15 protein-coding genes are annotated in these 15,754 nt (G+C 61.6%); 4 read left to right on the top strand and 11 right to left on the bottom strand.

The features are described 5' to 3' along the window. Window positions 1-374: 374 nt before the first annotated feature. The 4 genes from P3T25_RS28280 to P3T25_RS28265 all read left to right on the top strand — a co-directional run bounded on the left by P3T25_RS28280 (window position 375) and on the right by P3T25_RS28265 (window position 3,113). Window positions 375-959 (top strand): DUF1845 domain-containing protein, encoded by a 585-nt coding sequence (locus tag P3T25_RS28280; protein WP_429360075.1) that lies wholly within the window; start codon window positions 375-377, stop codon window positions 957-959. A 101-nt stretch (window positions 960-1,060) separates the two neighbouring features. Beyond that, complete coding sequence (locus tag P3T25_RS28275; RefSeq protein ID WP_429360074.1) at window positions 1,061-1,930, top strand: hypothetical protein; 870 nt, start codon at window positions 1,061-1,063, stop codon at window positions 1,928-1,930. A 13-nt stretch (window positions 1,931-1,943) separates the two neighbouring features. Next, window positions 1,944-2,336, top strand: coding sequence for a bactofilin family protein (locus tag P3T25_RS28270; RefSeq protein WP_429360073.1), 393 nt, complete (start codon window positions 1,944-1,946; stop codon window positions 2,334-2,336). A gap of 36 nt (window positions 2,337-2,372) precedes the next feature. After that, window positions 2,373-3,113 (top strand): hypothetical protein, encoded by a 741-nt coding sequence (locus P3T25_RS28265; RefSeq protein ID WP_429360072.1) that lies wholly within the window; start codon window positions 2,373-2,375, stop codon window positions 3,111-3,113. Window positions 3,114-3,294: 181 nt separating this feature from the next. Here P3T25_RS28265 and P3T25_RS28260 read toward each other — a convergent pair whose 3' ends face one another. From P3T25_RS28260 to P3T25_RS28210, 11 genes are all read right to left on the bottom strand, one after another. Continuing rightward, on the bottom strand, window positions 3,295-4,986 hold the full coding sequence (locus P3T25_RS28260) for an ATP-dependent helicase (RefSeq protein ID WP_429360071.1): 1,692 nt from the start codon (window positions 4,984-4,986) through the stop codon (window positions 3,295-3,297). 12 nt (window positions 4,987-4,998) lie between these two features. Then, the gene (locus P3T25_RS28255) at window positions 4,999-5,880 is read right to left on the bottom strand and encodes an ATPase (protein ID WP_429360070.1); all 882 of its coding nucleotides are present in this window, start codon (window positions 5,878-5,880) and stop codon (window positions 4,999-5,001) included. Window positions 5,881-6,202: 322 nt separating this feature from the next. After that, window positions 6,203-6,808, bottom strand: a complete 606-nt coding sequence (locus P3T25_RS28250; RefSeq protein WP_200568082.1) for a DUF4400 domain-containing protein — start codon at window positions 6,806-6,808, stop codon at window positions 6,203-6,205. 230 nt (window positions 6,809-7,038) lie between these two features. Next, window positions 7,039-7,557, bottom strand: a complete 519-nt coding sequence (locus tag P3T25_RS28245; protein ID WP_429360069.1) for a hypothetical protein — start codon at window positions 7,555-7,557, stop codon at window positions 7,039-7,041. A gap of 10 nt (window positions 7,558-7,567) precedes the next feature. Next, entirely contained in the window at window positions 7,568-9,442 is a 1,875-nt protein-coding gene (gene traD, locus P3T25_RS28240; protein ID WP_429360068.1) for a conjugative transfer system coupling protein TraD, read from the bottom strand. Next, the gene (locus tag P3T25_RS28235) at window positions 9,439-10,827 is read right to left on the bottom strand and encodes a TraI domain-containing protein (protein ID WP_429360067.1); all 1,389 of its coding nucleotides are present in this window, start codon (window positions 10,825-10,827) and stop codon (window positions 9,439-9,441) included. Before P3T25_RS28235 ends, traD begins: the two co-directional genes overlap by 4 nt. Continuing rightward, window positions 10,824-11,834, bottom strand: coding sequence for a type IV secretion system protein (locus P3T25_RS28230; RefSeq protein ID WP_429360066.1), 1,011 nt, complete (start codon window positions 11,832-11,834; stop codon window positions 10,824-10,826). Before P3T25_RS28230 ends, P3T25_RS28235 begins: the two co-directional genes overlap by 4 nt. Window positions 11,835-11,846: 12 nt before the next feature. Then, entirely contained in the window at window positions 11,847-12,584 is a 738-nt protein-coding gene (locus tag P3T25_RS28225; RefSeq protein WP_429360064.1) for a DUF4141 domain-containing protein, read from the bottom strand. 19 nt (window positions 12,585-12,603) lie between these two features. After that, the gene (locus P3T25_RS28220) at window positions 12,604-15,066 is read right to left on the bottom strand and encodes a VirB4 family type IV secretion system protein (protein WP_429360062.1); all 2,463 of its coding nucleotides are present in this window, start codon (window positions 15,064-15,066) and stop codon (window positions 12,604-12,606) included. Then, complete coding sequence (locus P3T25_RS28215; protein ID WP_234480896.1) at window positions 15,060-15,323, bottom strand: conjugal transfer protein; 264 nt, start codon at window positions 15,321-15,323, stop codon at window positions 15,060-15,062. The genes P3T25_RS28220 and P3T25_RS28215 overlap by 7 nt, the downstream gene beginning before the upstream one ends. A 40-nt stretch (window positions 15,324-15,363) precedes the next feature. Further along, window positions 15,364-15,744: a TrbC/VirB2 family protein gene (locus P3T25_RS28210; RefSeq protein ID WP_429360060.1), complete on the bottom strand. Its 381-nt coding sequence runs from the start codon at window positions 15,742-15,744 to the stop codon at window positions 15,364-15,366. Window positions 15,745-15,754: the final 10 nt, after the last annotated feature.

The raw sequence follows: 15,754 nt of genomic DNA, 5'->3' as shown, positions 1-15,754 counted from the left end.
TACCCAGACGGGCTCTGGAGAGAGAACACCCGGTGTCCGGGCCCGAACGATGTCACGGCGCAAGTGAATGCGGCCAGAGACGAGTTTTATGACTGAATGAATGGGAAGCGCTGGCGAGGCGCTCATCAGCAGAAAATTCCACACCAGTTGCCGCCTGGTCGGAGCATGCTCAAGGCACGGCTTGTACAGAAGATGGACTCCGGGCTAGCCGGGTCAAGGTCGATGCGTCAGAGACGCGAGAAGTAGAGTCAGTATTGCCTGGATACGCGCGCCGAACGCCCCAAAAGATGAGGAAAACAGTGCAGCTTTTGCCTATTTGGATGTGCGTTGGCGCACGCAGAATGGCAGGTGAGAGAGACCACCCGAAAATACCTATGGCCGCAGTTCCTGATTTTCTCCCGGAGCCAGAGAGCCCGGACAAAGACACAACGACCGGCGGGAGCGCACAGCCGAGCGGATTGAAGCCGATCGAGCGTCTGACAAGCGATTCGCGTATCGACCGGATCCGGCCGGAATCTGACGCGAAGACGGTGCTCCGATACAGCTCGCTGTTTGCCCGCACCTACATCCGCTCAGACTACAACTTCTGTGCAGCGAAGATCGCGGTCGCGCGCGGCGGGAAGACGCGCGCGCTCGAGAAGGCACTGCGCGAAACGTCCGAATGGTTGCGCAAAACCGAGCAGTGGCTCCTGCGTTTCGAAGCTCGCCCTATCGAACTGCCACACGACATGATCGAGCTCACCATCACGCGGCCTCTGGCCGGCCTGCTGGTGCGCTGCCTCACCCAGTACGACCGGGTTTATGTGCGCGCGACCGAGCGGCTCGCGCGCGGAAAAATTACGGACGAACAGCGGCTCGGCATCCTCAACAACGCAGAACGCAAGCTCAGGCTGATCGTCCAGATCTGCATGCCGGACAACGACCAGTACACCGCCGACGGCGAGCACCGCGAGAAGTAACCTCGCCGCAGGATCGCCAGCCACAGCTCGCCGCCGCACCGACGCAACTTGACTTTGCGCACGGAGGAATAGGCTCGCACTGTCAACCTGTTGGAGAAACCATGGATCTCAGGGAAATTCAGAGGCTGCATGCCCAATACAACGCGCAGCCAGTTGTCATTGACCTCGCAAGCCACGCCGCTGCCATGCCCGCGCTGCCCGCGCCCGACGACCGCTCTGCCCGACCCGGGCTGGTCGCCGGTATGCATCGGGCGACGAAACCTGCACTCATCGCGCTGGCCGTCGCAGCACTGGCTGCCGCGGGTGGAATCAGTGTCGCTCGCATCTGGCACGCACTGCATGAGTCGGCCGGGAAGTCGCCGGTGATTGCGACAGCGACGGCAACCGCGGCATCGGCGCCAACATCGACCGCGATCGCAGAGGGCGGCGACATGCCGATCAATGCGGCGCCGGCGCGACCGCTCACCTCCTCTGACTTCGACGGGAAGCAAAGGCAGGCCGCGCCATCGGCTCTTTCGATCGTGGATCCGCGCGCGCTGTCCCTGCCAGCAGCCATTGGGGCACCGTCAGGCGCCGGTGCCTCGACCACGCGCGCCGAAACCGCTGAACAGAACGTTGCTGCGTCGCCGATTCGGGCCCACGCCGTGAGTCAGCCCACCGTAGCTCCCCAGCCGAAGGCGTCTGCCCAGCCAGTGCAGACCGTGCCTGCGCAGCCTCCGGCGCCCCCGGTCGCGTCCAGAAAGGCCACGCCCGCCGATGGGGCGTCGCCGGCGCTCACCACCACCGCGCCGAAACTCGCCTCCGTGCCTGCTCAGGCCGCGAGCGCTGAACCGGCCGCGGCAAAGCCCGCACTGCGCCCCTTGCATCACCTCACGCGCCGCACTCGCGCTGCAGAGACTGGCGATGCACCCGCCACCCCCGACCAACCCAAAGCGCCCGCTGGAAAGTCCGGCGACGTGCAACTTTTCTGAAGAGGCCAATCTCATGAAGCCGCAACCTCTGAACGTCACCCTGCTCTCGGCAGGCCTGTCTATCCACGGCGACGTCATCCTCGACCACGGCCTGAGCAGCTTCGGCATCGTCGACGGGAACGTCATCTCGAACGCCGGCCTTGTGCATATCGGGCTGGGAGGTATGGTCAAAGGCCAGATCGAAGGCGAACACGTGCGCGTCGACGGCACCGTCGAGGGCGATGTCCACTCGCGTGGCGTACTCGAAATCAACGGACGCGTGAAGGGCAACGTCTACTACTTCGGAACCATTCGCCTCGGTCCCCGCGCCTCACTCGAAGGCCAGATCAAGCGCAAGAGCGAATTGACCATCGAAAATTCGGGCAACGTCCAGCACCTCTCGCGTGCGGCCGCCGGCAACACGTAACACCGCACACATCGAATCCCAACCCCGAGGTACAACGTGATCAATCTCCGAATCCGTAGTGAGTTCTGGGGCTCCGCAGCCCTCGTTTCAGCGTTCTTCGCAATGTCCTTTGCGGTACTGGTCGCGACAACCGGCGGCAACGCCCCAATCCAGGCCGCGGGCCTCGCCGCGCTCATAGCGTTCGCGCTCGAGTATGCCCGGCGCCAGAAGCTGGCCAGACTCCGATCAGAGTTCGCGCGGTCCGCCCGGTCAACGAACTGCCTCATCCTCATCAATGGCGTCGTTGCGGACTCAGTCCCAGAGCCGGATTACATCGAAATGCGAATCCGGTCGATGCTCGATGCACGGAACTACGTTGGGCAGTTCCTTGAGGTTGCGCGATTTCTCTTGATCTGTGTCGCGGTGAGTGCGGTTGCGATTCCCGTACTGCTCTTCTGGTGGCTGGTTATCGCCGCTGCTGTCGCGCCCGAAAGCGTCATCCACAATTTGACGCCGTTTTACACGATCATGGCCGCGGCATCCTCAATCGCCGCGACCGCGCCGTTGATCGGCCAGCTGGGCACGACGATTCTCACCATGTCGGCTACATTCGCCGTGCTCGCGAGCGGCGTGATGCTCTTCTTCTCCAGGCGATTTCCCATCACGAACGTCTTCCAGCGAGCGGTAGACGAGCGACTGCGCCGCATTACCGGCACGGTTGCCCGGGGTGACGTTGGCGTATCTCGCGCGGTCGCTACCTCAGCAGATAGCGGCGACCGCACCGCGCGCACTGCCTGAGCGCTGCCGCCCCTTACCACTTTTCGAATGCGGGGTTTTGGCCCCTGTCGCGACCAATCGCCGGCGCCCCGCCGGCGATTGACTTCGCACCGACAGAACGTCCGATCGTGAGTATCAAGCGGAACCTCAGTTTTCGGCGAAGAAAGCGATCAGAGCGCGCAGACCAGTGAACGTCGCGAAACTACGCGATGGCCGATTCGATGACGAACCGCGAGACCGGGTTCTTTTTGATGGTGGCGATCGTGAGTGTGTCACGCGCGCGCGTCATGGCTACGTAGAAGAGGCGACGCTCTTCTGACTCGGTACTCTTTTCGTCAGGAACGATGCCTTCCTCCGCTCGCGTGATCCACACGTGGTTCCATTCAAGACCTTTGGAACTGTGCATGGTCGTCAGCACGAGCGCACCGTCCGTTGGCTTGTTATTGTCACGCTTCAGATACTCGATGCGCTCGGCAAACGTGCCGTTCAGGCGTGACAGGACGTCGTATGTTGCCTGGATCGCGCGCTTCGCCCGATCATCGCGCGCGTACGTCATCATCATTTCCAGCACGCCGTCGAGCGCGAGCGCATAGAACCTGCGCTCGCACATCTGCGTCCATTCCGCTAGCCGCTTCATGAATGCACGGTACGCGCTCGCCGTGTCATCGGGCAGACCAAGTGCGACGAGATCCTTCTTCGCCCGCTGGATCAGCACCGCGCCCATATCGCGATGCAGCGCGCCGAGGTGGGTTGAACTCATGCCCGTGTATCCGAGCACGGCGTCCAGCCCATTCTGTTTGCGCCCTTCCGCGATCTGTAGCAGGTTGCACATGAGCGCGCCCTGCGGGCCATTGAGTACCGAGGCGCCGGATGCACGGTAATACGGCACACCATGTGAGCGACAGACGGCCTCAATCGGGTCCAGTATGCGATTTGTGCGCGCGAGAATCGCGCATGAGTTGCCCGCGGCCAGTAGCGGCTGTAGCTGCTCGACTGCGGCCACTGCATCCGAATACTCATCGTCAAAGCGGCGCGTCGCGATAGCGCCACCAGCACCCCGTTCGGCGTGCAGGATCTTCGCAATACGGTCGACGTTGTTACGGATCACGCGGTCCGCCGCCGCCAGGATTTCGCTGCGGCAGCGGTAATTACTGCCGAGCACGATGCGCTGGGCGTTGAAAGAAGCGGCGAAGCTCTCCATGCCGCGAAACCCGAGCGCTGCCCGAAAGCCGTAGATGCTCTGGTCATCGTCGCCCACTACCGTGACGCGCGCGCCGGCGTCCGCGTGAAGCTCAACCCAGCGGTATTGCAGCGGGTCCGTGTCCTGAAACTCGTCAACGAGCAGATCGGTAAAGCGGTAAGGCTCGATATCTCCTGCCTCCATCCCGGCAACGGCGAGGCGCAGCATGTCCTGGAAGTCGATCTTGCCGTTACGCGCAAGTGCTTCCTGGTAAGCGTGATATAGCTGCGCGTCGGGGCTGCTGGGCTCGACACGTCCGAAGTTGGTCTTGATCCGTTCGATAACCGGGATCACCTCCTCGGTTTTCCACTGCAACCCCAACTCAGCGAGCACGCGAGCAATAAGGCCCGCGCGGTCGCCGTCCGTCGCGATATCACGCTTGCCAAGCTGGCGGTTGGCGAGCGAATGGAATGTGCCAGCGATCAGCCGGCTTTTGGCGCCCGCCCCGGCCAGGGCGAGGATGCGATCGCGCAGCTCAACCGCGGCGTCCTTGCTGAACGTCACCGCACCGACCACCGTGTGCGGATCGGCGAGCAGAAGGGCCGCCTTCGCGGCGATCGTCTTCGTCTTGCCCGCACCCGGACAGGCGATGGCAACGCAGGGCCGCCGCAGCTCCGCGACCTCGCGCTGTTGCGGATTGAGCCCGTCAAGCATCGTCGGCTCCGGTCAGCGGCCGCGCACCGTCGTCATCAGGCGCAGGTGGGTCATGTAGCCGCGCACGCCGACAGGATGGAATTTGCGCAGAAAGCGCGTGGTTTCCTCGTCCATGTCCGACTGGTCACGCACACCGTTCCAGACGAGGAAGTCGAAGTGATCCATTACCTTGTCGAACTTCATCAGGAGCGCGAGCAGCCGCATCGAGAAGCGCGAGTAGGCTTCGACTGTGATATCGAGTGAAGGCTTGGTAACGGTCGGTGCAAAGATGACGTCGCCCTGCTCGCGCATCTTCGTTTCGGTCTTTTCGCGGAAGCCTTGCGCGACGCTTACCTGTTCGTCAACATAGGCCTCAAGCTCACCCACCTGCTTTTCGAAGAAAGCCGTCACCGCGGCCTGATCGTCGGCGCCGAACGTCGAGCGCCCGAAACGCTGCATGTTGATGCTCATGCGGTTCAGGTACGGCCACCACTGCTCGAAGAGCGGCTTCAGGCGAGTATGGTTCAGACGCACCGCGGCCTGTACGACAGCCGCGCCTGACAACTGTCGGCTCATCAGTTCGCGGCCGATTTCACGACGACGCTGCACGATTGCCGCGCGCTCTTCCGGTTTCAGTTCACGAAAAAGCTTGCGCGTACGTGCCACCTGCTCGCGCTTTTCCTGCGCTTCCGACTCGCTGATCATCCCCTCTTTCTGAAGGGTGTTTGCAGAGTCTTCCATCTGCTGAAGTTCGAGCTCGATCTCGCCGCCGTCGGCGCCGTCGGTCGTCGCAGGCGCGCCCGACGTGGGCGTTGCATCAGAAGCGTGTGCCTGGGCGTCGGCACCCGTTGCAGGCTGTCCGGCGGCGATCGGTTTCGCAGCTTCGAGGTTCGTCTCTTCCGTCATCGTGGTCATGGCTTATCCCTGTTGAAAGTACGCGCGCAATCGCGCGCGGCATAACCCTATTGTTACGACGCCATCAATTCACAGCGCCCCGAAACGTGGGCAATTTCGAGTCGCTTTCGCGGGAACGACAGACGGTTAGCGTCAAATCAGAGGGATGTCGACGGGACGATCGCCGCCGCTTCGCAGGCAGGGTGGAGAGCGGCCACGACAGACGGTTGCCGTGGGCCTGAAGAGTGGGATATTTTGGGGAGGAACCGCTCGAACCGGTTTAGCCGGTTCAGACACATAACCCGGAAAGCTGCAGTATTTGTCGAGCTTTCCGGGAAAGTTGTTACTGGAAGGAGGATGCGGCCTTCCACAGCAGCGTGCCGAGAACCGCAGCGATCGCGATCCAGTACTGCGCCAGCACAGGAAACGGCGCGGCGAGGACGGCAAAGGCTACCCCAAACACGAGAAGTATTCCGTGGCCAGCCAGATGAAACGAGAGCGGGCTTGCGAACCCTGCTGCCGATGCCTTGATCTTGCGCCTCGCAGAGCCATCGACAAACGCGGCAACGCAGAAGATGAACGTGCCCAGCAACCACAGTTTCATCACGCTCGCGCGGTAAATCGCGCGGTACAGCTCAAGCCAGAAGTTGTGCACCCAATAATGGGCGAACTCCGCTGTCCCGCCGTCACCGATGTCCCCTGAAGCTGATGCGTCGAGTGTCGCACGCACCGCCCCGGTTTCCACAAACCAGCGCTTGAACCGCTCGTTGGTCAGGCGCACCACTTCATCGGACTGTTCAACGCCGACGACGTGCTGTACGGACTCCACCTCTTCGGGCGGCACCGAGAACAGGGACCGGTCCGGGAGCGCCGGCATCACAAAGATGGCGAGTAGCGGCACAAAGAAGAACCACCACTTTATGTGCGAGACGAAACGGCTACCAGCCATATCTGTGCACTCCCCATTCGATGAGGACGGTCCCGAGTCGCACCAGCATGTACAACGGGAACACGATCAGGCCGGTTAATCCGAGGTAGAAGTGGACGGGCCGGCGGATGATGAACAGTGCCATGGCGTAGGCCATCGCCCCGGGCCCACGCGAGAACTCATCGGGGCGGGGTGCGTCAACTTCGTCCTGTGCCAGCGCGGTTGATAGCGCGCGGCGCGCCACCCCGGAGTCAACTCTCGAGAGCTTCGCAATCAGGAAAAGTCTGAGCGACATCATAGTCCTCGAAGTAGAGACGGAAGTTCTCACCTGTCAATGCGCGAGCGGCCAGCTGGAAGGCCGCTGAGCGCTGGGTGATGGATTCGGGGCACCGTTCGTCGACCATCTCGGTACCGCGCGCTTCATGGCGGACCTCGAACTCGGTGATGGGCTCGAACATCGGCGACCAGACGTAATAACGCTCGCCGTCACGCGCTACATAGCGGCGTGCATACAGCAGGTGCGCGTGGCAGAACAACCCCTGCATGAAGGCGATATGCGAGTTACCCGTCTTGCGGGTCTGCTTGTAGGCGGCAATGGCGCTATCCAGCATCTCCTTGATGAGCGGTTGCGATTCGCCCATGAATTTCTCCCCGATGAAGTCGGCCACGCGTGTGCAGGCGAGCTCCAGCTCCGGCGCCAGCGTGAACACAGGGATCAGGCGGGACGACAGTTTGTGCTCGCGAATGATTTTTTTGAATACGGCAGACATGCGTAGGTTTTCAGCCTTGAAGGATTGGAATGCGGCCCTGATACACGGCGGCGCCCGAGATGCGCATGAAGTACTGCAAATTGGGCAGACTATGAATCAGGCGGGTTGGTATGAGCGGAGCCTTCTCCAGTTGCAGGGAGCGCGAGATACCACCGGAGAATTCGCCGATGTGCGACTCGCTTCCCGTATTCGTACTGCCAGTGATCGTCAGATTACGGATGGCGGTCTCGCCAACCTTGTCCGAAAACCACTGTGCTGTATCCGTGTCTTCCAGTCTAAGAATGATCTGGTTGTTCAGGTTGCCCAAAACCTGCAGCATTTTTGCGGCGTTTCCAAGTTTTGCCTCCAGATCCGCCCGCGTCTGGAAAGCGACGAACGCCTTGAAGCCCGCGCCGCGCCCCTTGTTGAGAATCTGGATCACCTGTTCGTTGATCGCCTCTGCCACCTCGTCGATGATCAGCACGACGTCTGGCGGCACGTCATAGAAGTTGTAGATCGAGCCGCACACTGCCGAGACATCCGCGAGCAGCATGGAGGCAATAGCCTTCGCAACGATGCTGTTGGACAACGAATCGAGACCGATATGCAGGATCGCCTTCTGGCGGATCACCTTCTCGATGGTCCACACCTCCCGCTCATCGTCGAAGTCGTCGACCTTCGGCGCGAGCATGAGACCCGTCTCCCCGGTCGCCAGCATCTGAAGCATCGGCAGCGCCGACGCGATGATCCGCATGTAGTGCTCGCGATCGTGCGTATGCGTCGCGATCAGCCCGTCAATGGCTTCGTGACCTCGCTCCTGCGACGCGAACCGCGCGTTGTAGAGGCCAATCATTCCGTCAACGAGCGACGCCCCATTACTGCGCTGCGCCTGGCGGGTCGTTTCAACGGCAACTTCCTCTTCCCAGTTAGTCAGGCCGTTCTCGGCGAAGAAGCGCCGCAGGGCCTTTTCCAGCAAAGTTGCGATGCCCGACTGTGCGTATTTCAGGATCGAGCGCAGGTTCGGCTTGTCGCCGATGTAGAGCTCACCATTGACCGAGCGGCTGATGAAGAGGTATGCGAAGTCCCGGAACGGCCCCTCCTCCATCAACTGGGCGATCCGCGCCGGTATTTCGGATGGCTGCGACCAGCTATCGAGCGGTTCGAGTCGTACTGACTCCGAGGGCTTTGCCTGATTGAAGTACAGGAACTTGCGCCCCGTGCGCGCGGCCTCCTTCTCGGCACGCAGCTTCCAGTCCTTGTCATTCTTCGGGTCGACGTTGATCAGCACGTCGCCCATGTGGATGACCTGCGTCGAGATCACTTCGTACGTGCGCGTCTTGCCGGAGCCTGTCGTACCGCCCACGGCCGTGTGACCGCCCATCGACTTGTAGTGAAACGGCACAAGCGCCTTCTTCGGCTCGAGCCCGTGAATCCAAGACGCGCCTTGGGGCATGCGATCGCGGATGCTGTCCTTCGGTGCGAAGATATTCTCGATGGCCGCCTCGATCTTGCGGCCCGGCTTTGTCTTGTTGAGCCAGCGCGGCAATCCGGGAATGTCGGTTGTCGGCATGCGCAGAATGTCATGGGCAATCTGACAGTGCTTCTGCGTCCACTCATAGCCGATACCCAGGTACATCGAATTGGCTTCGTCGCGCATGCGCTTCTGGATCTGCAGCAGCTTGGGGATCGGCAGCGTGGTGAGCCATTTCGTCGAAATGGCCATGCGGAACTTCAGCGCACGCCAGATCTGAAGCGATCGCAGCAACAGGAAAGCAAGCCCGACGAGCGCGAACGCCCAGCCGTATGGCATGCCCGACAGCGGTAGAACGAGGATCGCCCCAAGCCACGCAACAGCCGCGCGGAATTCGTAGATCGGGCGAAAATGGTTGATGTAGCCTGTAGTCATGTCGGGCGATCCAGAATCAGTTGGCCAGCTCGCGCGATGAGCGTGATCTGGGTCGCCTCGTCGGCCACCATCAGGCTACGCTTGCGCATGTGTTCGACGAGGGTGCTGCTGGCCACGCCATAGCTGCCGATCAGCCGCTTCTGGATGACGAGCCCCTTGTCACTCCACTTCACCCCTTCCTTGCCTGCTGCAACGTCCTCACGCATCGCCTGGAAGAGTTCTCGGATGAGGTTCGGTACGCCTTTGAGCACTTCGTCAGCGGCCTGGGCAACCGATGTTTCAGGCGGGGTAGCGCGCGCCTCGCGACTCGTGGCCACCGGCCCCGACTTCATCGCGGAGGGGTCGACCGCAGGCGGTGCAGCGACGGCTGTGGAAGATGCCGGGCTGGCAGTAATGCCGACGGCCTCGTGCAGGGACTGCGGCCCGCGCCCGGTGGCCTGCTCGACATGGGGCACGGCCGTTGGCTCGGCTTGCGGCGCCAGTGCTGCCGGCACGGACGAGACGACCGGCGCCTGAGTTTCGGTTTGCCCCTGATGCGGTGTTGCTGTCGCACCTGTTTCGGGCCCGGCGGGAGGCGCCGGCGCTGCTGGCGCAGGAGACGCAGGTGCGGGTGACGGGGTCTGCGCGGGTGTCGTGACCGGTTCGAGCTCGGCGGCGACGTGAACGGCCGATGGCACGTCGAACTGTACGGGCGCAAATACCGCCCGCTGTGCCTTACGGTCAAATTCGTCGGCCGTCCCGACTCCCTGCCGGACCACCTTGTGCAGCAGCGACTCCGCGGCGAGCGGCTGCATGGAGGGGTTAATCGCGCCGAACAGGTCCGATAGCACTTCGGCGTCCAGACCGGAAAGCAGTTCCGAGCCGATCAGGACCTGCGCGAGCATGCCGGTGCGCATACGTTCGACAGGTAGCGGCCGCGCGCGTCGCGAGACGCGGTATTTGCCGTTCGCAAGCCACGCCGCGGCTTCCCCGTGCACCGACGGGTTCCATTGCTGGCGGTCGCTGTCCCGCTCGATCTCGAAATGGCGGTAAGGCTCATCAAGGCGCGAGCAGACAGCAGCGAGGAACACCGCATAGTTGTACTGCGGCTCGATTCTGCGGCGTCTTTCGGACGGCAGGTTGGTACCGAACTTCTGACCGCCGGCGAGCCGCATCGAGTAAAACGCCGTTTCGACGGTGCAGCGAAACGCACCGCCGGGCTCGCGATACAGATCCGGGTTCAGGGGTAAAGACGAGAACCACGATGCGCAGCGTTGCAGGATCGCGCGCCACTTGCGGTCAAACTCGGGCCGGCCGGTCTCGTTGGCGCATTGCGCAATCAGATCGACACGTCGCGCGTGTTCAGCGAGCAGAGCGTCGGCGGTCTTGGGCGTGTGCAGCGTCATACCACTGCTCCAACGGCCGCCTTCGAGATCTTGCCAACTACCGCGCCGCTCGCGCTTGCGCCACCACCGAACATGCCGGCAATCTTCGGAATCTCGAATGACACGAGAAACACGAAGAATGCGAGATCGAACACCTGCGCTCCGGCTCCAGGCGTTGAGAGGCCCAGGGTCGCGGCGTCCTGCACCGCATGAATCATGTTCTGCGTGACCAGCCGCATGAGAATCGCAGCAACGACCACGTACATGCCAGCGCTGATCATCCAGTCAAGCCACGTCTTGAAGTAACCACGCGTGAATGACGAAAAGCCGAGCGCGAAGGCAATCTGCCCCATGACGGTGCCCGCCGCGAACTGCAACTGACCGATGTTGATAAAGAAGACGAAAATGATGGCCGTCACGGATAGCAGCGCCCATGCGAGCAGCAAGGGTATGACCGCCATGAGAACGTTAAAAACCGTCGAAACCGAAAATCCGACGCCTGAGAAGGCTTTCACCGCCGAATCGAACAGTTGCCCGGCCGCATTGCCCATGATGCTGAGGGCACTCGACATGTTTGCGCCACTGATGGTGTTGGCAAGCGACAGGAACCATTTATAGAAGCCCGGCGCCCATTGAGCGAAACCCACATAGCACGCCGCAAAGATCCCGAGCACGCCGAGCTCCTCGAACAGCGCAACCCAAGCCATAACCGGATCTTTGGTGGCGGCAAAGCGTACCGCAGCAAGCACGACCGTTATCACCGCAAGTCCGAAGGCAAACTTGTCCGATTCGGGCTTGATCTGGTTGCTCGCATCAACCGCAGTGTTCATGACGGAAGAGAACAGTGCCGTGATCTTATCCATCGCGCGCTGATTGCCCTGCGCGATTTCCCCGGGCTTGACGTAAGAGGAGGCGGTGGTCGTCGACGCGCTACTGGCTGAGTCATCGGCAAACGCTGCTGCAGGCGCACCGATGAGAAGCGCCGCCATCAGGAACACCCTGAGGATTGTCTTTATGATCCTAGGCATACGGCGTCCTCTCTACTTGACGCCGTACGCTGCGCGCTCGGCGTCCTGCTGGTCCAGGAAGTCCTTGGCATTCGCCGCGCGCTGCTTTTCGTCCGCGTTATTCGCCGTCTGCTGCTGCGCATCCTTCTGCGCCTTGCCTGCTGTCATCTGCAGCAGATCGCTCATCTGGCTGGACACGATGTCGAGGTAATGCGTGGTCAGCTCGGCGGTCGCCTGCGCGGTCGGTGTCAGCGACATCTGCGACTGGAGGTCCTGACGCCGCTTCGAGAGCGTCTGGATATGCTGCATGACGTTGTTGCCCGTCTGCATCAGCTGCGTGGCCTGCTTGTCGCGCTGGTTGTAGAGCGTTGCCATGTCGGCGAACCACTGCGCATTCGATTTGCCCGAGCGGGAAATCAGCGTCTGCACGTGCGAAAGCCACTGGTTGCCGTCCTGCAGGTCGCCGTACAGGTCTGTCGCCGTACTGGCCAGCTTCTTGTAGCTGTCGATATCGCCCGTGATCTGGTCGTACTGCGCCTTCATGGCCGCCGGGTCCAGATTCGTCGCCTGCAGCAGCTGATTCGCCATCATCTGGTACTGGTAGGCGATGTTGCTGTCCTGATAGACCTCGGTCTTCACTGCCTTGAGGGCCGTGATCGTGTTCTGGATCAGGTTCGACGGGTCAATGACCACCCACTGCGCGTACGCGGCGTGCGACACGCAGAAGGTCATACCCGCCATCAGGACAAGCCGCGCGAGGTTCGTTTTCATTCCATTGTTTCCTTCGGTATCAATCGAGCGTCATCATTTCAGCGAGATAGGCCTCGGCCCACCTGGCCGCGCCTGACGTGTAGTGCCTGTCGAGGACGGCCTGTGCGCGGCCGTCGGAGCGCAGAACGGCGAGCGTTTCTTTCGGGAAACTCGCCTGCAGCATGCGGGTCTGGTCAGGCGTGACCCACAGGTAGTCCCGGTTGGGTGCCGCGTCGGCGATCATCTGGATCTGATCGAGCGTCAGGCCGAACTTGTCGCGGTACAGGTGCAGGTTGTTTTTCGCGTCCGGATTGGGCAGATAGATGATGTTCGGGATGTTTTCCTTGAGCACCTCAAAATCCGCTATGCGCGCGACCTGCGCGAGCGATTGCGTCGCCATCATCAGCGTGGCATTCAGCTTCCGGATCGTCACAGCCCAGATCTCAAGACGCTTGTAGAAGCGCTCGTTCTGGAAGAAGAACCCAGCCTCCTCCACTTCGATCACGGTGTACCGTTTTCCGTCCAGCCACTGCGCGATCCGGTAGAAGGCGTAGTCCATGAACAGTGCCGCCGCAACGGGGAAGTTCTGGAACAGATCGCCCATCTCAATCGACAGGTCGTCCGACAGCGCAAACGCGTCTTCGGCGTGGTCAAAGAACCGGCCGTTCTTTTCGCCCTTGGTCCAGACCGCGAGGCGGTCCCGCAACTCGATCGGCAGCAGCGTGTTCAGATGGGAAAGCGTCCAGAGTTCAGGACCGTAGCCATCTCCGAGCGTCACCACCGCCTCAAAAATCTCGCGCTCCTGCGGCTTGGTGCAACGGAATGTGTCGTCCTCAATCGCCATCTGCACCCACTCGGCGACATACGGGTAGTGTTTGCTGTCGTGCAGAAGCGAGAGCGGATTTACCGACGTCGCCGCTTCAAAGCGGCCCGTCGCATCGATGAAGCGGCCGCCTGCCAGTACCGTGGGAATGCGCGTCGAGCGGTCCTTGTCGAAGCGCACCCGGCGCGCGCCATGGCGGCCCGTCTGCGACATCAGGAAGTTGAGCATGATCGACTTGCCCATGCCGATCGGCCCCAGCACCAGCAGGTGCGAGGCGCCGCCTGGACGGTGCAGGTTCACCCGCTGCAACGTCTTGTGACGCGTGGGCAGCAGCGTGAGCGGTCCGGTCTTCTGGCCCGACTGCTGCGTGAGCCACGCGTTGACCGCGCTGCCTTCAGCCACGCTTCGCACGGGCGCGATGTCGGACACGGCGGGCGTCTCGACAAACTGCAGCCGCTTCTGCTTGTCCCACCGGCCGGGAAGTGTCGTGTTCCATGCTGCGGCAAGATTGTCGCGCTCGAGCACGACGCCAAAGCCTGCGTTGCCAATGCGGCCGACGACTTCGCGCGTCGCATCGTCGCATTCCTGCATCGTCTCACCGTAGACGATCACCGAGATGTTCGCGAAGCCGTACTGCTGCCCCTGCGCCGTGAGTTTCGCCAGCGCATCTTCCGCTTCTTCAGCAAGCAGCATGCGGCCCTTGTCGTTCTTCTGTTCTTCCTTCGAGAAGAACGCCTTGATGATCGCCCAGGGGTTGAACGCCGCGATCTTGTAAAAGCTACGGATCTTTTCGATGTACTGCTTGGCCTTGCTCGTATCCAGGAACCGGAACATCACGCAAACGTCGAGCTCCGCATCGACCTCCGAGAGCACGTCCAGCGCCGCTTCTTGAAAGCCCATCCATTCCTTCACGGCGACGATCTTCGCGAAACGGGTGCCGTAGGCGGATTCAAACTGCAGATGCTCGGCACCGTAGGTCACGGTCGATTCCGTCAAATGGGTGTCGAGCATCGTGACGGGATAGCGAACGCGGCGCGGCGGAACCGATGGATTCGCCGTCTGGTGCAGATACGCGAGCGCGTTCTGCAACTCCAGGCGTTTCATCTTCATCCGGGTAACACCGCCCTTGAAGGCGTCGAGGATGGACTCGAAGCGTTTGATGTCCGCCGTCATACGCTCAAGGTCAAAAACAAACGCACTGCGGGCGAACATCATGTCCTTGGCCGTTTCGATGATGGCCTGGAACATTGATTTGCCGCCGACGGTCATGTGGTAGGCGATCTTGTCGAACACCTTGTTGATGCCGGTCTCAGGCGTATACGCGAGCGACAGCGAGTGCATGTTGCGGAAGTACTTGCCGCTGCTCACGTGCCGGCGGTTGATCTCGTCGACGTAAGCATCGATGTTCGCAGTGAACGCGCCGTCGATCGCGCCGCGCACGCGCCGGTGCGACAGGCGCCACCACGCCGTCACCCGGTGATCGAAGTTCTTGCAAGCGTTATCGAGGTTGGTGCGGACCGCCGAAATGTCGTCTGCATTGGGCGAGTCCGCGTCGACGCCGGCGAAGGTGAACGACGTAAGGAGCGACCCGTCCTTGTCAAGGACGAGCTCGGGCGTAACCATCGTCGCCCAGGGCGCAATTTCCTGCACCGGCCGCCGGATAAGCTTTCTTTTTAGCATGGAAGATCCTGATCGAACCCGTAGGGCCGTTTGAACCGTGCCGAAAACCGTGACGACGGTAGCGGCTCATGCATGTCCGGATAGTGGTTGTAGACGAGCATCACGTCGCGCCACCACGGATCGCGATTGCTCTTCCAGCGCAGCAGCCAGTGAACGCCGATACCAATGACGAGGAATGTCGGTGTCATGCTTGAGTAGCAGAGCAGCAGCGTCATCGTGCCGTTCAGGATCGCAAGAGCCCGGTCCGCCCCGCCCATCTGGCGAGGCAGCGACAACCCGCGGCTGACCGTGGTTTGCTTACGTGCAGACATTGGACAGGTGCATGTGATTCTTCACGATGTTCACGGCACACGCGGCGATGCCGAGGCCAACGAACACCGAAGAAATGATCTTGCCAATCGTGCTCTCCGAGTTGGCGATGGCGATTGCGCCAACGATGATCAGCACGATGCCGATGCCGTAGAGCCACGGGCCGCTGATGTAGGCCTGGATCAGACAGATAAGGTCCGTTGCCGAGCCAAGGTCCGTCAGGTCAACCGCGCTTGCGAGCGGCGCGAATGAGGCGAGGCCTGCGGCGACCAGCGTTGAGCGGATTTCCCGGCGCGACAGGAAGCGCCGGAACGCGCTCGCCGCCTTCTGGCGCATGCGCGATTGGATTGCGTTAATGGACTTCTTCAATTTCAGCTCC

Source organism: Paraburkholderia sp. GAS32, from assembly GCF_050434225.1.
Classification (GTDB): Bacteria; Pseudomonadota; Gammaproteobacteria; order Burkholderiales; family Burkholderiaceae; genus Paraburkholderia; species Paraburkholderia madseniana.
This window is presented reverse-complemented; position numbering and strand designations above follow the sequence as displayed.